The 20,037-nt window shown below is 51.6% G+C and carries 18 protein-coding genes and 1 pseudogene; 16 read left to right on the top strand and 3 right to left on the bottom strand.

Annotation, left to right across the window (positions count from 1 at the left end):
- Positions 1–260: 260 nt before the first annotated feature.
- The 9 genes from DRI82_RS21315 (at position 261) to DRI82_RS23940 (ending at position 9,546) form a co-directional block, all read left to right on the top strand.
- Positions 261–1,049, top strand: coding sequence for a 3-ketoacyl-ACP reductase (locus tag DRI82_RS21315; RefSeq protein WP_114195920.1), 789 nt, complete (start codon positions 261–263; stop codon positions 1,047–1,049).
- Between the two features lie 68 nt (positions 1,050–1,117).
- Entirely contained in the window at positions 1,118–2,272 is a 1,155-nt protein-coding gene (locus tag DRI82_RS21310) for a Gfo/Idh/MocA family protein (protein WP_114195919.1), read from the top strand.
- Between the two features lie 37 nt (positions 2,273–2,309).
- Positions 2,310–3,158 (top strand): sugar phosphate isomerase/epimerase family protein, encoded by an 849-nt coding sequence (locus DRI82_RS21305; RefSeq protein ID WP_114195918.1) that lies wholly within the window; start codon positions 2,310–2,312, stop codon positions 3,156–3,158.
- 135 nt (positions 3,159–3,293) lie between these two features.
- The gene (locus tag DRI82_RS21300; protein WP_114195917.1) at positions 3,294–4,541 is read left to right on the top strand and encodes an MFS transporter; all 1,248 of its coding nucleotides are present in this window, start codon (positions 3,294–3,296) and stop codon (positions 4,539–4,541) included.
- 66 nt (positions 4,542–4,607) lie between these two features.
- Entirely contained in the window at positions 4,608–6,671 is a 2,064-nt protein-coding gene (locus DRI82_RS21295; protein WP_211317705.1) for an FAD-dependent oxidoreductase, read from the top strand.
- Positions 6,672–6,758: 87 nt separating this feature from the next.
- Positions 6,759–6,938 (top strand): hypothetical protein, encoded by a 180-nt coding sequence (locus tag DRI82_RS21290; RefSeq protein ID WP_114195915.1) that lies wholly within the window; start codon positions 6,759–6,761, stop codon positions 6,936–6,938.
- Between the two features lie 619 nt (positions 6,939–7,557).
- Positions 7,558–8,565 (top strand): NAD(P)H-quinone oxidoreductase, encoded by a 1,008-nt coding sequence (locus DRI82_RS21285; RefSeq protein ID WP_114195914.1) that lies wholly within the window; start codon positions 7,558–7,560, stop codon positions 8,563–8,565.
- A gap of 192 nt (positions 8,566–8,757) precedes the next feature.
- Positions 8,758–9,321 carry a hypothetical protein gene (locus DRI82_RS21280; RefSeq protein WP_114195913.1) on the top strand — a complete coding sequence of 188 codons (564 nt, stop codon included), beginning with the start codon at positions 8,758–8,760 and terminating at the stop codon, positions 9,319–9,321.
- Positions 9,322–9,369: 48 nt separating this feature from the next.
- A complete protein-coding gene (locus tag DRI82_RS23940; RefSeq protein WP_157968122.1) occupies positions 9,370–9,546 on the top strand; it encodes a hypothetical protein in 177 nt (58 codons plus the stop codon).
- Between the two features lie 61 nt (positions 9,547–9,607).
- Here the strand turns inward: DRI82_RS23940 and DRI82_RS21275 are convergent, their stop codons facing one another.
- The 3 genes from DRI82_RS21275 to DRI82_RS21265 form a co-directional block, all read right to left on the bottom strand.
- Complete coding sequence (locus DRI82_RS21275) at positions 9,608–11,266, bottom strand: glucan biosynthesis protein D (protein WP_114195912.1); 1,659 nt, start codon at positions 11,264–11,266, stop codon at positions 9,608–9,610.
- Between the two features lie 139 nt (positions 11,267–11,405).
- The gene (locus tag DRI82_RS21270) at positions 11,406–12,023 is read right to left on the bottom strand and encodes a flavin reductase (protein ID WP_245956897.1); all 618 of its coding nucleotides are present in this window, start codon (positions 12,021–12,023) and stop codon (positions 11,406–11,408) included.
- 81 nt (positions 12,024–12,104) lie between these two features.
- Positions 12,105–13,145 carry an MsnO8 family LLM class oxidoreductase gene (locus DRI82_RS21265; RefSeq protein WP_114195911.1) on the bottom strand — a complete coding sequence of 347 codons (1,041 nt, stop codon included), beginning with the start codon at positions 13,143–13,145 and terminating at the stop codon, positions 12,105–12,107.
- A gap of 286 nt (positions 13,146–13,431) precedes the next feature.
- Between DRI82_RS21265 and DRI82_RS21260 the strand changes: the two genes are divergently transcribed.
- The 7 genes and pseudogenes from DRI82_RS21260 to DRI82_RS21230 all read left to right on the top strand — a co-directional run.
- Positions 13,432–14,760, top strand: coding sequence for an LLM class flavin-dependent oxidoreductase (locus tag DRI82_RS21260; protein ID WP_114195910.1), 1,329 nt, complete (start codon positions 13,432–13,434; stop codon positions 14,758–14,760).
- Positions 14,761–14,807: 47 nt separating this feature from the next.
- Positions 14,808–15,734 (top strand): ABC transporter substrate-binding protein, encoded by a 927-nt coding sequence (locus DRI82_RS21255; RefSeq protein ID WP_114195909.1) that lies wholly within the window; start codon positions 14,808–14,810, stop codon positions 15,732–15,734.
- An 11-nt stretch (positions 15,735–15,745) separates the two neighbouring features.
- Complete coding sequence (locus DRI82_RS21250) at positions 15,746–16,288, top strand: GNAT family N-acetyltransferase (protein WP_114195908.1); 543 nt, start codon at positions 15,746–15,748, stop codon at positions 16,286–16,288.
- A gap of 121 nt (positions 16,289–16,409) precedes the next feature.
- On the top strand, positions 16,410–17,339 hold the full coding sequence (locus DRI82_RS21245) for an amino acid ABC transporter permease (RefSeq protein ID WP_114195907.1): 930 nt from the start codon (positions 16,410–16,412) through the stop codon (positions 17,337–17,339).
- Between the two features lie 10 nt (positions 17,340–17,349).
- Positions 17,350–18,180, top strand: a complete 831-nt coding sequence (locus DRI82_RS21240; protein WP_114195906.1) for an amino acid ABC transporter ATP-binding protein — start codon at positions 17,350–17,352, stop codon at positions 18,178–18,180.
- Positions 18,181–18,402: 222 nt separating this feature from the next.
- Positions 18,403–19,548: a M20 peptidase aminoacylase family protein gene (locus DRI82_RS21235; protein WP_114195905.1), complete on the top strand. Its 1,146-nt coding sequence runs from the start codon at positions 18,403–18,405 to the stop codon at positions 19,546–19,548.
- 117 nt (positions 19,549–19,665) lie between these two features.
- Positions 19,666–19,800 (top strand): annotated as a pseudogene (locus DRI82_RS21230) (type II toxin-antitoxin system ParD family antitoxin); the annotation flags it as partial.
- Positions 19,801–20,037 lie beyond the last annotated feature (237 nt).

Raw genomic sequence — 20,037 nt, 5'->3', positions numbered from 1 at the left:
TAGGGTACTGTCCTTCGTACTTGACGTTGCAGCGTAGTTAGCTGCTCTGTGCAAACTGTCTAATCTTACCATAGCCCCAACCCTCAACCAAAAAGTCAGGTTCACAATCAACACTGTGATCCTGTTCAAAAATCTATCAACCGTCTGGTTGATTATGCGAGTTGGATCATTTTTTTCCGCCAAAATACCTTCTAGAATCGATAAATAACCAAACGGTTGGTTGATTATAACCATTTGAATATTATGGGAATGGAGATTCTATGACGTTAACTACTCGTCCGGTGGCCTTGGTTACTGGCTCAACACGCGGCATCGGCAAACAGTGCGCCATCGAGCTGGCCAGACAGGGATTCAATGTCGCCATTAATGGTCGGGATACGCCGGAAGGTCATATCCGCCAGCAGGAATTGGTCGAACTGCTCAGTCAATACGGTGCAGATGCGCTGGCCTGTCCGGGTGATGTGGCCGAACTGGAACATCACCAGCCCATACTGGAGAGCATTCTTACCCGTTGGGGCCGTCTGGACTGTCTGGTCAACAATGCCGGAACCGCGGCCAAACAGCGCGGCGACATGCTGGAAGTGACCGCAGAAAACTATCAGTACTGCCTTGATATCAATGCGCGGGCGATGTTTTTCCTTACCCAGCGAGCAGCAAACATCATGTTGCAGCAGGGCGAAATCAATGGGCAGCATCGCAGCATCGTCAATATCACGTCGTGCAGCGCCTCCATTCTTTCCGTCAATCGCGCCGAATACTGCGTCTCAAAGGCAGCAGCCAGCATGATCACCCAACTTTTTGCCCTGCGTCTCGCCGAGGAAGGGATCGGTGTCTATGAAATCCGCCCCGGCATTATCGACACGGATATGACTCGCGTCGTGAAACCCAAATACGATCGGCAAATCGCGGACGGACTGGTACCCATGAAACGCTGGGGAGAAACGCAGGATATCGCGCAAGTCGTGCACAGCGTCGCCGCGGGCAAACTGCCCTTTACGGTGGGACAGATTATCAATGTCGACGGCGGATTGAACATCCCTCATTTTTAAACACAGTGCGTTGCTCGCAATGCAATGATCAGCACAAAAAGCTAAACGGATCAGCAGGAGAATCATCAATGGCAACACATTCTATTGGCATTATCATGCACGGCGTCACGGGACGCATGGGGAAAAACCAGCATCTGATTCGCTCCATTGTCGCCATCCGCCAGCAGGGTGGCGTTGCTTTGGCAAATGGCGATCGGCTCATGCCTGACCCGATTCTGGTTGGTCGCAATGAAGAGAAAATCGCGGCGCTCGCCCGTGAGTACAACATTGAACGCTGGACTACCGATCTGGATCAGGCGTTGCGTAATCCACAAGATACGATCTTCTTCGATGCGGCTACTACTCAGGCGCGGCCTGGGCTACTGAAAAAAGCCATTGCCGCTGGCAAGCATGTCTACAGCGAAAAACCGGTCGCGGTCAGCCTCGAAGAAGCGCTCGATCTTTACCATTTCGCGCAAGAACGCGGCGTGAAACATGGTGTCGTGCAAGATAAGCTCTGGTTGCCCGGATTGCAAAAACTGCACATGCTCAATCAGTCCGGATTCTTTGGCAAAGTTCTGTCTGTCAGGGGCGAATTTGGTTACTGGGTTTTTGAAGGCGATCTGCAACCTGCGCAGCGCCCTTCCTGGAATTATCGCCAACAGGACGGCGGCGGTATCATTCTGGATATGATTTGCCACTGGCGCTACGTGATTGACAATCTTTTCGGTGAAATCAAAAGCCTGAGCTGCTTTGGCGCAACGCACATTCCTGAACGCTGGGATGAAAATGGCCAACCCTATACCGCCACTGCCGATGATGCCGCCTATGCCACGTTTGAATTGCACAATGGCACCATCGTACAAATCAACAGCTCCTGGTGCGTGCGGGTAAGGCGTGACGATCTCGTGACGTTTCAGGTCGATGGCGTCAAGGGTTCTGCCGTCGCCGGTCTGACCGACTGCCTGACGCAAGCCAGTATCAATACGCCCAAACCGGTATGGAATCCGGACGTGCGGCAAACTCACGACTTCTATCAAGACTGGGCGGAAATGCCTGAGAATCAAGCCTATGACAACGCCTTCAAGGTGCAATGGGAACTGTTCTTGCGCCATGTCTGGGGCGAAGGCGATTTCAGGTGGAATCTGCTGGAAGGCGCGAAAGGCGTGCAACTGGTTGAGTTGGCACTGCAAAGCTGGCGCGAACGCCGTTGGATTGACGTACCTGAATTGAACCGCGAGTGATCGCGGCTGCCGATGGCCTGAAAGAGGATTCATATTGATGTCTGAACAACGCAATCAGCAGCCCGATCCGGGGCTGCTCTCAATCAACACCGCCACGGTGCGCCAGCAATGGACGCTCGACAAAATCATTGATGGCTGTGCGCGTCACGATATCCGCGGCATCTCTCCGTGGCGCGATCAAACCCAGGCTCTTGGGCTAAAGGAGACGGCGCGCCGCATCCGCAGCCACCAGCTCACCGTGACCGGTTATTGCCGGGGTGGGATGTTTCCCGCAGCGACGGAACAACTGCGTCAGGCCAATAATGACGATAATCGCCGCGCAGTGGACGAGGCGCTCGAACTGAATGCACAGTGTCTGGTGCTGGTGGTGGGCGGTTTGCCCGAAAGTAGCAAAGATCTGTATCAGGCGCGGATGCAGGTGCGCGATGGGCTGGCAACCCTGCTGGAATATTCGCGTTCGGTGTCGATGCCGCTGGCTATCGAGCCATTGCACCCGATGTATGCCGCCGATCGCGCCTGCATCAATACGCTCGAACAGGCCAATGATTTGTGCGACGAACTCGGAGATGACGGATTGGGGATTGCAGTCGATCTCTACCACACCTGGTGGGATCCGAAATTTTCCTCGCAAATCAAACGTGCCGGGAAATCGCGACTGCTCGCCTTCCATATTTGCGACTGGCTGGCACCGACGCAAGACCTGCTGCTCGATCGCGGCATGATGGGTGATGGGGTTATTGATATCCGCGCGGCGCGTTGGGCCGTCGAAGCCGAAGGATACCGGGGATTTCACGAAGTGGAGATCTTCTCGGCCAGGAATTGGTGGCTGCGCGATGGAGATGACGTGCTGTCAATCTGCAAACAGCGCCATCTTGACTGCTGCTAGGTCGGCAAACAGAGAAGGTTTATTGCGAATCCCAGACGTTGCTGTATCTGAAATTACCAGGATAACGGCGGTCATTTCTGTGGCCGCTAAAGTGGAATTCAATTCTCGTCGTTAAAATTATTAGCCGGGGAAATTATGAATACAGATACAAAGAAAATGATATTGGTGTCCGTCCTTTGCGGTCTCGGATATATGATGTATTCCGTTGACCGAATGACCGTATCTTCCGCCATTGGCTTGATTTCTGAAGACTTTGGCTTGGGCAAAGGCAGTTCCGGTATATTACTCAGTTCGTTTTTTTATGGGTTTATCCTGTTTTTATTCATCTCGGGCATTATCTCCGACAAACTCAGCGGTAAGCCGGTATTAATACTGGGTTTGACCCTGTTCTCACTCGCCACAATATTTACGGGTATGGCTGGCAGCCTTACCGCCTTGATTTTCTATCGCGTCATGACCGGTATCGGTGAAGGCATATTCTGGCCAGCCGCATCACTTGAAGTGGCTAACGTCACCTCCGAAAAACAGCGCACTACCGTGATGTCGCTGTACTGGATGGGCTATCCGATCGGGGGCTTCTTTGGTACCTGGCTGGGCGCGGTGCTTGGCCCGGTATATGGCTGGCGCGTGGTATTTTATGTCGCGGGTGCGTTGGGGATCGTGGTAGCGATTCTTTATGCCGTTCTGGTAAAAAATGAGCCCAAATCGACCCGACAGAAAAACAACGCGGCCAAAGTAACAGAAAAAGTCCCGTTGTCCCTGCTGTTCAGCACCCCTTCCGTGGTGATGATGGCGCTCTACTATTTTCTTCTGCTGTGCGGCTGGTGGATTGTGTTGCTCTGGGCGCCTACCTTCCTGATGAATGCCAAACATATGCCTATCAGTATGGCGGGCACCATTGCCAGCCTGCTCGGCTTGACTGGCGCGCTTGGTGGATTTCTGTTGGGACGCTATTGCGACAAAGGCAATTTTGCCCGCAAGAGATGGATTCTCATGGCGATCACTGTGCTCAGCGGGTTGTTAATGGCCTCGCTGGTGATTGATTTGCCCATCTACGCGGTCGTTGTGCTGGTCATGCTGCTGGGTTTTATCGGCTATCCGATCACCCCGCTGGTTCTCTCCTTCACGGCTGAGCTGGTACCGGTCTCAATACGCGGTGCGGCGATTGGTTTTGTCATGAACATCGGCATGATTGCTGGCGGGATCTCCCCGGTATTGGCCGGTTATCTCGCCGAGCGCTACGACATGCCACCGGTATGGCTCTTCGCCGCGGGTCTGATGGCGTTGAGCAGTCTGCTCCTGCTGCGTGTACATAAAGTCGAGATCAATACGACACAAAGCGATTTATCGGGCGCTGTCACTGACACCACCCATATTGTGTGACGAAAACCCAAATAACAGATTTCAATGAGTGGAAAAACTATGTCTGTGAGTGGAAAAACAATGGCAATGATAATTCCGCAGAAGACGCTGGATCAGTTAACTGATGTCGCGATGCCCAAACACACCGCCACCCGCCAGCCGGATGAAATGTTGGAGTTGGAAGGGATCACCGTGCCGGTTTACCGTTGCGAAGCGCTGGTCGTGGGTAGCGGTGCCGCCGGGTTGCGCGCTGCGGTTGAGCTTAAGCGCCGGAATGTTGACGTACTGGTAGCAACGCAGACGTTGTTTTGGGGAACGTCTGCCTGTTCAGGCTCGGACAAACAGACCCTGCATACCGCAGCCACCAGCAATCGGGGCGACAATTTTATCCACCTGGCAAACGCGCTCAGCGCCGGGGGCGCGATGGATGCGGATACAGCCTATGTTGAGGCGACAGGCTCCATCGAAGCCTTCGCCGGACTGAAATATATCGGCCTGCCCCTGCCAGAGGATCGTTACGGTGCCACGTTACGCTACCAGACCGACCACGATGAGGCCGGTCGAGCGACCAGTTGCGGGCCGCGCACCTCACGCCTGATGGTAAAAGTGTTGGCCGAAGAGGCGAACCGATTGGCGGTACCGTTCGTTGACCACTCAACGATTATCCGTTTGCTGATTGATGACCACGGCGATAACCGGCGAATTGCGGGTGCAGTGGCGATTAATACCGGTGCCCGCAGCGCGGGCAATCCTGCCGGTGTGGCGATTTATCTCTGCCCTTCTCTGGTGTTGGCCGCAGGTGGCCCAGGAGAATTGTTCCGCGACAGCGTTTATCCCAATCGCTGCTTTGGATCGCTGGGACTGGCGCTGGAAGCGGGGATTCACACCGTAAACCTCACCGAAAACCAGTTTGGCATTGGTACCCGCCGGGATGAATTTCCCTGGAATCTCTCCGGCACCTATGTGCAGTGCATGCCTTATATCTACTCGGTGGATCAACACGGTGAGGAACACAATTTCCTGGCCGATTACTACCGCACAACGCAGGAATTGGCGGCAAATATCTTCCGCAAAGGCTATCAGTGGCCGATTCATGCCACGCGGATGCTGAATTTTGGATCCAGTCTGGTCGATCTGGCTATTTTCACCGAGTCCCAGCAAGGGCGCACGCTCTATATGGATTTCAATCGCAACCCGCTGGCGGTACCCGGCGATCGGCCATTCAGCTTGCATGAACTGGATGAGGATGTTGCACAGTATTTGACCAATAACGAAGCGATGCTGGCGATGCCTATCGAACGATTGCGCCGGATGAATCCGTTGGCCATTGAGCTGTACAAACATCACGGCCATGACATCAGCACCACGCCACTGCCCTTTAACGTCAACCATCAGCATATGAATGGCGGTCTGGCGGTGGATATGTGGGGAGAAACGTCGCTCGCAGGCTGTTTTGCCGTAGGTGAAGCGGCGGGTACCCACGGCGTGACCCGCCCTGGCGGCGCGGCATTGAATGCCGGGCAAGTATTTGGTCAGCGGTGCGCCCGGCAAATTGCCAGTAAAAGTAAACCGACAAACATCCCAGCATCCGATTTACTGCCACAAATTCGTCTTTGTACCGTGGAGATCGACGCGGGAATGAACAATGAGCAGGGTTTGAATATTGCTCACATCAAACAGGAAATTCAGCAAAGAATGAGTGATAAGGCCGGTTTTATTTGTCAGGCCGAAGAGGTCAAAGGCGCGCTGGTGGCCGCCAGGGAGTTGAACGATCGCATTCGTGAGCAGGGTATCGCCATACCTTTTGCCAACAAAGTTGCCGTCAGCTTTCAGTGGCGACATATGGCATTGGCATCGGAAGCGGTGCTCAGTGCGTTGGATTTCTATATCAATAACGGTGGCGGGAGCCGTGGAGCCCGCGCCATTTGTTCATCGCAAGGGGAAGAAATACCCGTTACCCGCACTGGCGTCCTGGAACAATATCGTTTCATCACTGAAAAACCAGAGCACCGCCAGCAGCAGTTGGTCGTCAGTTACCAGCAGTCGCAGTTTACGGTCACCCCGCAACCGCTGCGGCAACTCGACAATCTCGATGCGATTTTCTTTGAAAAGAACTGGCCTGATTTTCTCACCGGGGAGATCTATCGCTGACGCATTATCCGCTGAGAACTCCTTAGCATACCTCTATCGACAGCCACGTTCTTCACCCATCCTCTGAGGCTTGCGATAAGGAGAATTATGTACAATTTTTCGCGTTATCAGGCTAAAGAACTGGCACTGGCCTACATGAGCAGCAAAAATCATGATTTATCACCGGAGGAGTTTCTTCTACAGCTAAAACGTATTGAGAAATCATTCAATAATCTACTCAAAGAGGGTCAAGAACAGCTGAAGGACGTGCTGGCCAAAACCTTCTGATTGTGAGGCATCCTGTTTGGTGATGGCGTTGTACGATCCAGTCTCCATGTGAAAAGGCTGGGATCGCTGATTCGCCATTTTTTTCGCATTTTGTTTATAACCATATGACCAATAGTTATTAGTTATTTATTCTATAAATAAGTGCTAAATTGTATTATTATAATTCCACGAGTAACTCATGCAGTACATCCATCCCCTGAATAATTTCCATACGGTACCTCTTCAGTTCGCCTGTAAAATAGTTTTTCATGAAACCATACGTACAAGAACATTTCACTATTGAACCTTACCATAACAAAAATTACATAAATGTATTGAAATGCGTTATATGATCCAGTAAGATTTATTCATCGTTAGGAACTGGTATGACATGACAGAACATGACGATTTCCCTGGTGTTGGTCTTACTTTGCCGCCTCTGTGCGGCTTTTTTTATGATTAAAAAATCATCCAGCTTCTTCGGCAAGGTTTGCCACATACCACTTCACTCATCGCTCCGTGAACTAGCCCTAGTCCAGCCCCCCGCTAAAGTTCTATACTTGCCCAATTATTTGCCTTAGAGCCAATAAAATAGTCCTAGTGCGATAGACTCTTAATCATTCACTGCTGAGAGAAAACAATGTCACCCTATAACGAAATCCCTAACAGTATGAAAGTGATTGAAATCAGCCATCCCGGTGAGCCAGAGGTGCTGAAACCCACCACACGTCCCGTGCCGGTTCCTGCGGTGGGAGAAGTGTTGCTTAAAGTTGCGGCGGCGGGTGTGAACCGCCCTGACGTCTCGCAGCGTCGCGGGAAATACCCCCCACCTGCGGGTGCCTCAGATATTCCTGGACTTGAAGTTGCCGGTGAAGTCGTGGCCTTGGGTGAAGGCGTCAAAAAACTCAAAATTGGCGATAGTGTATGCGCACTGATCGCCGGGGGTGGTTACGCGCAATATTGCACGGTGCACGAGAGCAATACCCTACCCGTTCCAGTAGGTTTCAGTATGATCGAAGCGGCGGCACTGCCAGAGACGTTCTTCACTGTCTGGGTCAACGTATTCCAGCGCGGACACCTGAAGGCGGGTGAAACCATGCTGATTCACGGCGGCACCTCAGGAATCGGTACTGCCGCCACTATGCTGGCCAAAGCGTTCTGCGTAAAAGTTATCACTACCGTTGGTTCTGAGGAAAAACGTCAGGCCAGCCTGGCGCTGGGAGCCGATGTGTCCATCAACTATCGGACGCAGGATTTTGTTGCCGAGACACTCAGTGCAACCCACGACAAAGGAGCCAATGTTATTGTTGATATGATTGGTGGCGACTACGTGGCTAAAAACTATGAGGCAGCGGCGATGGATGGGCGCATAGTACAAATCGGCACGCAAAATGGTGTAATCAAAGAACTGAATCTCAGGCTGATGATGGTTAAGCGTCTGCTCCATACCGGTTCAGTATTACGTCCTCGCAGCGTGGAAGATAAAGCGGCCATCGCCAAGGATCTGTACGAAAAAGTCTGGCCACTGTTAGCCAAAGGCACGCTGAGACCACAGATCTATAAAACGTTCCCGCTTGAGCAAGCTGCCGAAGCCCATGCATTGATGGAATCAAGCAGTCATATTGGGAAGATTGTTTTGACTAATTGAAAATAATATCACCCAGCGAACGTTTATTCGTCGTTCGCTTTTTTATACGTTAACCCAATCTGTTTTATGAATGGATTGGGTTTATTTATTTTACAGTACGCTTCCCAAAAATAATAAATAACTACGCCAACTCTGGTTCATGGACAGTGCATCATTATACTGCCGAGACTATTTCGCACCGGAGGGTATCATTTGATCAATGAATTAATAATCAGGCGCTGTGGTGAAAGTGCTATTGAGCAATTCTCTAACTTATTAAGGGTTATGGGGATAGCACTTGCTATAAGCGAAATGAATAAAGATGATTTGGCATGGTGCGAATATCTTTCACGTCAAAGTCAATATCCTTTGGAATGGGGGCACGTTCAGTCAATGCTGGAATGCTCTGACACATACAATTTTTGCTTTCAACTACCCATGCATTTGGGACGACCGGAAGGCGCATGCGCATGTCGCTATAACATGAAAACCAAGACATTGAATCTTGAAATGCTTCAGAGCTTTGCGCAAGAAAACTCCCCTCTTGCGAAGAAAGCGGTAACGTTTTCTCTCATGGCAATTATCTTTTTCTTACGTGAGGTGGGAGCGGAAGGAGTATATATCATTGATCCCTACAATGATAAAGTGGCGAGTTATTACAAAAAAGAGTTCTGCTTTCGTGATATTTGTGGGAATAATTCCGTTCTTTACCTCTCCACGTTAGAGTTAATAGCGTGGATGAAAATTAAACTCAATAATAATATTGTTCAATTCTAAAAAATGAATAATACTAGGCCACAATTAACCTGGTAAAGGAGCCGGAATATGGTACAGCCAAACAAATTAGTTTGCCGCAGCGACATCTCTCATGTTTTTCCTTGCAGTGGAAAGACGATAGTCACCAGAGAGGAGTTGTTTAACCTGATGGCACTGGCAATGGCTAATCTCGATAAATTTCCTGAATCCTCACTGTCAGAAGTTATCGGCAAAAAACAACAATAACCCTATTGCTACAGATCTCAAATAAATGCCCCAACTCATTATATGAGCCGGGGCATTTTCATTAATGCATTTGTCGATCGTCAATGTGCTGACGCTTGTCTGGCGGTGGTGGGAAGTATTGATAGAGCCAGGTTTCACTCAGCGTATTATCCTTCGTACGCAGGAAAAGTCGCATATCAATAGGATCGACGGAGTCGCTCTCGGGCATCCAGTCAAATAAGATTCGGTAGCCATCAATCGGCTCAACATACAAAATCTCAATATTATTAATTTTACCGCCCGAGACGGTAATGACGGGTTCGATACCAATTGGTGCCGCAGCTTTGAGGTCGCCACCAATAAAATCGACGGCAAAACGACGCGCCCACACCGGTGGATAATGTTCCCCTGGCGACCATCCTTCAGGGAATCCACCCATACCGGTGCGCGTGGCATGCACATTCGCCAATGGACTGCGGACCGGCGGCTGAGCGCTCCAATACAGGCGATAACTGTAACTGTATGACTGACCCGCTTTGATGGGTTCAGCCGGTTGCCAGAAGCAGACGATGTTATCCATCGTTTCACCGGTTGTTGGAATCTCCATCAGCGCAATCGCACCTTTGCCCCATTTATTCATTGGCTCGACCCACAAGCTTGGACGCTTGTTATACCAGCCGATAACATCCTGATAGGAATCAAAATTACGGTTGAGTTGCAGCAGGCCGAATCCTTTGGGATCCTGATCGGCGTAAGCATTGAATTGCAGGCGCTGCGGGTTATTCAATGGTCGACAGACCCACTCACCGTTGCCACGCCACATTGCCAACCGATCCGAATCGTGAATCTGCGGATGCAAAGTGTCACACATCCGTCGCTCGTTGGTGCCGCAACTGAACATACTGGTCATCGGGCTGATGCCTAACTGCGTAATCGCCTTGCGGGCATTGATATGCTTCTCAATCTCCATGACCACCCGCTTTTCTTCACAGTGAATGACAAAGCGATAAGCGCCGGTCGCACTTGGACTGTCGAGTAACGCATACACGGTGAAGGTGGTATCGCTGGCTTTCGGGGTCTCAAGCCAAAATGCGACAAAGTCCGGAAACTCTTCTGGCCGATCGGCAAAAGTATCAATGGCCAGCCCACGGGCAGAAAGCCCGTACTGATAGGTATCATCGACTGCCCGGAAATAACTGGCCCCCAGGAAAGACACCACATCCCGACGGGTCAGTTCCGGAGCCTTGTTCACCTTGAATCCGGCGAAGCCCAGATTATCCTGTCCGACGAGTTGCGTAGTATCAACCCCGGCATCGTGATAGTTAAACAGATCGGGGCGGAAATGGATTTCACGCGCTTTGTTGGCCTGCGCATCGACTGAATACATCCGCACGCGACGCTTGAATCCCATCCCGACATGAAACAGATGCACATCAAGCTGACGATTGGGAATATCGTGCCAAAGCGAGTGCTCGGCATCGTACTGGATTTTGTTGTAAGCCTGCGGAGTCAGCGTCGCGAGCGTCTCAGGCAGCGCGACCGACTCCCCGACATAAGGCCGCACGGCAAGGTCGCTGGCCATCTTTTGCAGGATAGAAAAATCGAAGGGTTTTTCACCGCCATCGGCGATGTCCGCTTCTGCCGCCGCAGCGGCTGCGCGGGTGAACAATGTCGCAAAGCCAGGTGCGCCGCAATAGGCGGCAAACGCCATCGACGCCTTAATAAATGCTCTTCGTTCCATGCAAGTGGTTTTCCTGTGCTGGACAGTGACTTTTCCTCCGCATGCCGAGCCACTGAGGGGCATTGGGGCATGCTTTGGGTTTTGCGTAACCCCAGCACATTAAACGTAAAATTCGCGGAGCGAAAGTAGCAGTTTGCGATCATTCTGGTGTTGAGATCGACAAAGGCGGCTGAACCAGCGAATGATAGCGTCGACCGAAGTAAATTAATCCGCCACTCTCTTCGCAATGCGCCAATGCCAGCACCTGACACAGCAAAATATCGTGACTTCCGGCGCTGACAATCTCAGTGACTTCACAATCAAATGACGCAGCGGCACCGCTCAATATCGGGCTGCCACTTACCCAGGTTTCCCAGTCAGCAGCAGCAAATCGCTGTTCAATACTGTACTTCCCGGCAAACAGGTTTGAGAGCGGTTCATGATGCGAGGCCAACGTATTGATGCTGAGGAATGGATTGGCTTTGAACACCGGATACACTGACGATCCACGATTAATACAGACCAGCAAGGTGGGCGGTGAATCACTGACGCTGCATACGGCCGATGCGGTAAAACCGGCGCGTCCAGCGGGACCGTCGGTCGTGATGATATTGACGGCAGCGCCCAACCGCGCCAACGCATCACGAAATGCAGCCTGTTCTACCGGCGCTCTTGCAGTTTCATTAGCTCTGGGCACCACCGACAATAGCGGTTCATCTACTGTGGGAAAACTTTTTGCTTGCGCTGCTGCTGAAATAACCATTCCGGTTGTAAGCATAATAATTCCTGGTTTCTGTTTCGTTACGTGTCGGCATTACGTACTGGCCTGGCACGGCGATTGGCACAGCACGGCGATGTTTCAGACCTGTGGAGTTTCAGATCCTGCCCGCTGCCGATTTTTTTCGGCGCGATGATGTTTACCAATTAATTGCACCGAACGCTGGCGTGACAGGGTTTCATTTATTGGCGTATGCAGGATAAATTCATCAATTTCAAATTGCTGATGATATTCCCCTAATATCTGGTGAATATATTCTGCCGTGCCGTGCAGAATATTCAGCGGTTGTTTATCGATACGGGAATGCGCTGCCCCGGCCTGCTTGATAAATTCCTCGGCCTGTTGCTGACTGCCAACGGTCAGCGGTTTATTGTCTCCAATGTAAACCTTGTAATTATATTGCTCGCGTACCAATGCCGATGCCTGTTCGCGGCTATCAGCGGCGACCGCCGACAGCGCCAGCAATGTTCTGTTTTCCGGTGATTTCACTTGTTGGTAAGTCAATATTGATTCTGCCAGTACCTGCCGGTCGGAATTGATAAACCCGGCAAACACAAAATTCCAGCCCAGCGAGGCGGCCAGTCGTGCGCTTTCAGGGCTGGCACCCAGCAGAAATTTCTCTGCCGCCTGTGGCGGTTGAGGGGCAGCCACCAGTGATGTGAAACGCGGATCCTCGTTGCGGGAGGCGTCAAGGAAACCGGTTAACTGCCGCAATTTTTCGTCAAACCCGAGCCTGGAATCCGGGTGCTGCTCTTGCTGTAACGCCAACGTGGACAGTGGCAATCCACCCGGTGCTTTCCCGACACCCAGATCAACCCGCCCCGGCGCCAATGCCGCCAGCAACTGAAAATTCTCAGCCACTTTGTACGGGCTGTAATGCTGCAACATAATTCCGCCAGAGCCAATGCGCAACGTGCGCGTATGCGCCAGCAGCCAGGCGATCAGGACTTCCGGCGATGAGCCTGCCAGCTTGTCTGAACCATGGTGTTCAGAGACCCAAAAACGGTGATATCCCGCCGCTTCCGCCAATTTTGCCAACTCAACGGTGTGCGCCAATGCCTGATAGGGTTGGCTATCGGGTGCAATCGGGCTTTGATCCAACAAGCAAATTTTATACGCCACGGCATTTCCTTTTTTTCAACCAGTATTGCTGGCGGATGAATACCGCCGGGGATTTACTCCTGCGGTAACGGAACCTGATAATTTCATAGCCATCGAAAAAGCGTAAATGAGAAAAAATACTTTCTATAGTTGGGAAAAGAAAAACACCTCGTCGCTAATAGCAGCCCGATCAAGAGCTTGCTGTCATTTTTTTCGATTAAGTTATCTATTTTTGTTGTTTTACATTGCATTAACACTCGTCAATTAATAGCCGGGAGAAAAAATCAAATAATACAGGGTGACTATCATGACTTCAGCGAATACACACATTCCTCGTCAATTACGTTTGGGAACTATTTTGCAAGGTGCTGCGGGTAATATGTCCGCCTGGCGACACCCCGATGCACTGGCTGATTCCAGCATCAATTTTGAATACGTTCGCGGTCTGGCACAGAAAGCCGAACAGGCCAAACTCGATTTCGTATTTATCGCTGACGGTTTGTATATCAACGAAAAATCGATTCCCCATTTCCTTAATCGCTTTGAACCCCTGACGCTGCTTTCCGCGCTGGCAACGTCCACCCGGCACATCGGACTGGTAGGAACATTGTCGACCTCGTACAGCGAGCCGTTCACCACCGCCCGTCAGTTTGCCAGCCTGGATCATATCAGCGGCGGACGCGCTGGCTGGAATGTGGTCACTTCCCCGCTGGAAGGTTCCGCTAAAAACTTTACCCGCGACAGTCATCCTGAACATGCATTGCGTTACCGCATCGCCGATGAATTTCTGGATGTAGTGAAAGGCTTATGGGATTCCTGGGAAGACGACGCATTTCCGCGCAATAAAGAGAGTGGCGCGTTTTTCGATGCGAAAAAGCTGCATACCCTCACTCACAAAGGTGAATTTTTCTCTGTTCAGGGTCCCCTGAATATTGGCCGATCCAAACAGGGCCGACCCATCGTTTTTCAGGCTGGTGCCTCTGATGACGGTAAAAAACTGGCGGCAAAACATGCCGATGCGATTTTCACCCATCATGCCAGCCTCGCAGAAGCGCAGGCATTCTATCAGGATGTAAAACAGCAGTTGGAGGAGAATGGCCGCAGCCGCGATGCGCTGCATATTTTCCAGGGTGTCAGCGTGATTATTGGTGACGACGCAGCGGACGTTGAGCGCCAATACTGGCAAACCGCGCAACTGGTCTCCATTACGGATGCACTGAATTATCTGGGCCGTTACTTCGACCACCACGACTTTTCACAGCACCCGCTGGATGCCCCGTTCCCGGATATTGGCGATATCGGTAAAAACAGCTTTCGCAGCACCACCGATGAAATCAAGCGTAACGCCCGTGAAAAAGGCCAGACGCTGCGTGAAGTCGCACTTGAAGCGGCCACGCCGCGCCCAGTATTCAGCGGAACGCCTGAACAGGTCGCCGATGGATTGCAACAATGGTTCGACGCCTACGCGGCGGATGGTTTTATCATTAGCGGCGGTACCCCACTCTCATTCACTCATTTCGCCGATCGCGTTGTACCGATATTGCAATCGCGCGGGATCTTCCGCCGTGACTATCCCGGAACGACCCTGCGCGACAGTTTTGACCTGCCCTGGCCGTTAAACCGCTTCACCCAATAACCTGACTTTTATCTCGCATCTGAAAAAAAACCGACAAAGGATTCGCTATGTATAAGAAAAATCACCTGCTCGTCGCCCTGTTTGCCAGTCTGACATTTTCCGCCAACGCGCTGGCGGCGGATACCGGCATCGATCTGCAAGCCAATCAGGCCCATATCCGCACCCAGCAAAACAGTGAAGCGATTTCCCACCTGCCGAAAGATCTGAAACTGGCGGTACCGGGGAAATTTACCGTCGCTATCGCCGCGCTGAACTCCCCGCCTCTGGCGCTGTTTGCCGATGACAATAAAACCCTGATTGGCAGTGAGTCGGACTTTGCGCAATTGGTAGCCGACAGTCTGGGCCTGCAACTGAACATCGTACCAACGTCATGGGAGGACTGGCCGCTCGGCGTGGCATCCGGTAAATACGATGCGGCGATCACCAACGTAACAGTCACCAAGGATCGCAAGGCAAAATTTGATTTCGCCACCTACCGCATCGACTCTTTGGGTTTCTACGTCAAATCCACCAATAAAATTACTGCCATCAATCAGGCCAGTGATATCGCCGGACTGAAAATCATTGTGAGTTCGGGCACCAATCAAGAGAGCATTTTGCTGGCGTGGGATAAAGAGAATCAGCAAAAAGGGTTACCCGCGATCTTACCGATCTACGTCACTGATGATGCGGCCGCCAATCTGGCACTGCAATCGGGCCGTGCGGATGCGTATTTTGGCCCGAACGTCATGGGGGCCTACAAGGCCAAATTGACCGGGAAAACCAAACTGGTCGGCAAAGTGGATGGCGGGTGGCCTAAAGTCGCGCACATCGCGGTGACCACCAAAAAAGGCAATGGGTTGGTAACGCCGATCAATATCGCACTCAATGGCGTGATTAAGGGCGGCGAATACGATCAGGTACTCAATCGCTGGGGAGAGAACGTCGAAAGAATCGACCGTTCCGAGATCAACCCGGCCGGGTTGGGTGATTGAGGAGCATAGCCATGGCAAATGACGTCATTATCACCACTTTGCCCGACGATCCGTTGATCGTGCCGGTGATTGCGGGGTTGTTCGACGAATATCGCTCGCGTTACGGAGACTTTTTCGACCCGCAGGAGGAAGAACCAACTGAACTCTACTCGCAACCCGATGGGGTGTTTATCGTCCTGTTGCGCCAAGGTGTACCCATCGCGATGGGTGCATTCAAACGCTACGATGAGCAAACCGCCGAGCTGAAACGCATCTGGACGCACAGTGCATTGCGGCGTCAGGGTTTGGCTCAGCGGATTCTCACTGAATTGGAGGATCGTGCCCGGCAACAGGGGTATCGACAACTGTTTCTCACCACCGGTTTTCGCCAGCCCGAGGCCAGGCATCTTTATTTATCGAACGGCTATATCCCCCAGTTTGATATTCATGCTGATGCCGAAAGTTACAGTCTGCCGCCCTTTGATGGCCGACTGCCATTCACCAAACCACTTTATTTACGGGCAACAATTCCAGCGCCATTTACTCAGTCACAGACATTCAAACCCTGTTTGTAGTGGCAATTGTTTGTAACGGCAATTGTTTGTAACGGAAAAAGTTTGTCGTTTTATCTGGCAGGCCCTCGCGGCCTGCCCCAGTTATCTGGCGTAACAATATTCACTCTGGTGGTGATTCAACATGAAAAAACATACGGTTCTTCGCGTGGTACCCGCCCGCTACCCGCTGCGACTGATTGGCGCATTATTCTCCCTGTTTATTCTGGCGGCGGTCATACAGTCGATTGCGCTCAATCCACGTTGGGAATGGGCCGTTTTTGCCAAGTGGTTTTTCGACCCGGTCATTCTCAGTGGCTTGGCCCAAACGCTGTTGCTTACCCTGCTCGGTACCCTGTTCAGTATTATTCTCGGTACTTTCCTGGCGCTGGCGCGGCTTTCCCGATCTTATCTCTTGTCGTCACTGTCCTGGCTGTATATCTGGCTGTTCCGTTCTCTGCCGCTGATTCTGGTATTGATCATCCTGTACAACTTCTCTTATCTCTACGACACCGTATCACTGGGCATCCCTTTTACATCGATTGAGTTTTTCAGCCACTCCACCATCGACGTACTGAGTCAGTTCTCGGTCGCCGTTCTCGGATTAACGCTGGTGCAGGCGGCCTATACCGCTGAAATCATCCGTGGCGGGATCCTTGGCGTCGATGCCGGTCAATTCGAGGCGGCAGCAGCACTTGGCTTACCGAGTCAGCGCAGGACATTCCGCATTATTTTACCGCAGGCGCTGCGCTCGATTATCCCTACTGGTTTCAATGAAATCATCAGTCTGGCAAAAGGCACGTCGATTGTTTACGTGCTGGCACTGCCGGAGCTGTTTTACACCATTCAGGTGATCTATAACCGGACTCAACAAGTCATTCCGCTGCTGATGGTCGCGACCGTTTGGTACCTGTTTATCACCACCGTACTGTCGGTCATGCAGTACTACGTCGAGCGTTATTTCTCTCGCGGTGCCGTTCGCGAAATGCCACCTACACCGTTGCAGCGCCTGAGCCGTCGCTTTGCCCGCACCCAACCCCAACCCGCAGCATCCATTAATCCCCCCATAGCCTGAGGAGACCATCATGTCTGAAGCTCTTGAGTTCTATCCGCGCCTGATAACTCCGGCGACGCCTTTACGCGCCGTCAATACCAGCGGGTTGATTGAAATCAGCAATGTCAGCAAGTACTTCGGTAAGCATAAAGCGCTGGATGATATCACCCTGACGCTGAAACCTGGCTCCGTGACCGTGATCCTTGGCCCTTCGGGATCGGGGAAATCCACGCTGTTACGGGCAATAAATCATCTGGAGCGGGTTGATGAAGGGTTTATTCGCATCGACGGTGATTACATCGGATACCGGCAGAAAGGCGACAATCTGTATGAATTGAAGGAGCAGGAGATCCTGAAGCAACGCATTGGCGTGGGGTATGTGTTTCAAAACTTCAATCTCTTCCCCCACCTGTCGGTGATCGAGAACATTATCGAAGCGCCGCTCGTCCACAAAATATACAGCAGTCGCCAGCAGACGATCGAGGTGGCGTTGTCATTGCTGGACACCGTCGGTTTACGGCATAAAGCGGACGCCTATCCTCGCCATTTGTCTGGTGGTCAGCAACAACGTATCGCTATCGCCCGGGCGTTGGCACTGAAACCCAAAGTCATGCTGTTTGATGAACCCACGTCCGCACTGGACCCGGAACTGGTTGGTGAAGTGTTGGATGTGATTAAAAATTTGTCGCAGTCGGGCGTAACGCTGGTCGTTGTCACACACGAAATCGGTTTTGCCCGCGAGGTGGCCGATCAAATGATCTTTATGGTAGATGGCCAGGTGGTGGAGAGCGGCGACGCACAAACGCTGCTGGCTCATCCACGCCATCAACGCACAAGGAATTTTCTCAATAAAGTGTTGTGAACTGCAGGAACTGGCCGAGCAACCCGGCTCGGAGATTATCGCTGTGATGGAATAATTGCAGGGTTTATGACCACGACGTCAATATTTCATACCCACCGTTGGGATCGACCCTGCGACTATTCCTAAGTGGTATTTGATATAACGACTCGGTGTTTCATTAATAAATATGTATAAGGTAAATTTTAACTCACTTACGATGACCTAAACGCGGAAAACTAGACTATGAGCAATGAATTAGCGCAGCAACTGGTGGCCTGGCGCCGCGATTTACATCAACATCCTGAATTGTCCAATGAAGAATTTGCAACGACCGACAAGATCAAAAGCTGGCTGCACCAGGCCAATATTCGTCTGGTTGATTTGCCTCTGAAAACCGGTGTGGTTGCCGAGATTGGCAATCCTGAAGGGCCGTTGATCGCCCTGCGCGCCGATATCGACGCACTGCCGATCGCTGAAAGTACCCATCTGCCTTTTTCTTCTGTCCATGCCGGGAAAATGCACGCCTGTGGGCATGATTTCCATACGTCAGTGATGCTGGGCGCAGCCCATTTGTTGAAAGCCCGTGAATCCACCCTGCCGGGTCGGGTGCGGGTATTTTTTCAACCCGCAGAAGAGACGTTCAACGGTGCCGAACAGCTGATTTCGGCAGGGGCGCTGAAGGGTGTGCAGGCGATTTTCGGTCTGCATAATGCACCGGAGTTGCCGGTAGGTACATTTGGTACCCGCAGCGGCGCGTTGAACGCCAACGTTGATCGTTTCGAAATCATTATTCGCGGTAAAGGTGCACACGCCGCCAAACCAGAAGAAGGCATAGATACCATCGTTACCGCAGCACACATCATCACTGCGCTCCAGACGCTGCCGAGCCGCAACTACAGCGCATTGCAGTCCCTGGTACTCAGCGTAACGCGGGTCAGCGGTGGTAATACCTGGAACGTTCTGCCGGAAAAAGTGGAGCTGGAAGGTACGGTACGCACCCATGACAATGAGATTCGCCGCAGCGTGCCGGAGCGCATAACGCAACTCATTAACGGTATTGCAAACGCAGTGGGTGCTGAAGCGGAACTGATCTGGTACCCCGGACCACCCGTAGTGATCAATACTGCGCATTGGGCCGATTTCAGCAAACAGGTTGCTGCTGAATTTGGCTACGACGTGCAGGATATTCCACCACAGATGGGCGGGGAAGACTTCGCGTTTTACCTGCACCATGTGCCGGGTGCGTTTGTGAATATTGGCTCCGCCAGTCCATTCGGCCTGCATCATCCGCGCTTCAATCTCAATGAAGATGCGATCTACCCGGCAGCGCAATACTTCCACCTGCTGGCCGATCGCGCCCTGCGCCAGTTAGCGGATCAGCAGTCTTGAATGATGTGAATTTCTTTGCGGCACAGGCAGCAGTTCTAATTTTTGCAGATACTGCTGCAATAAGACATATGTAAGATTATATCTTACACTCTGAGGTAATCATGCTGAGGAGTTACTATGGCCAGAACAATGACTATTGATCTCGGGGATGAATTACGTAGCTATGTAGAGTCTCTGGTTCAGACCGGCGATTATAAAACGCAGAGTGAAATCATCCGCGATTCTCTTCGGCTGCTTCGAGAAAAGCAGGCTAGACCACATCACTGCAAGTCATGATGCTCGGGGGAAGGTCAACGTCAAAATGAACTTTGTATCTCAATGTCTGTGAACGTCAAAAGATAGCTTTGTTGGTTGAACGCTCAAGCTATGCTGTTGTTCTTTAAGTATTATGTTTGGCGTTCAAGATACCGTCTTGTCACCTTAGTTGGCAAGACGGATTTCTGCATTGAATTTCATTCCTGACTTCAATACTCCATAGGCCAATTGCAA

The organism is Edaphovirga cremea (genome assembly GCF_003332275.1).
Classification (GTDB): Bacteria; Pseudomonadota; Gammaproteobacteria; order Enterobacterales; family Enterobacteriaceae; genus Edaphovirga; species Edaphovirga cremea.
This window is presented reverse-complemented; position numbering and strand designations above follow the sequence as displayed.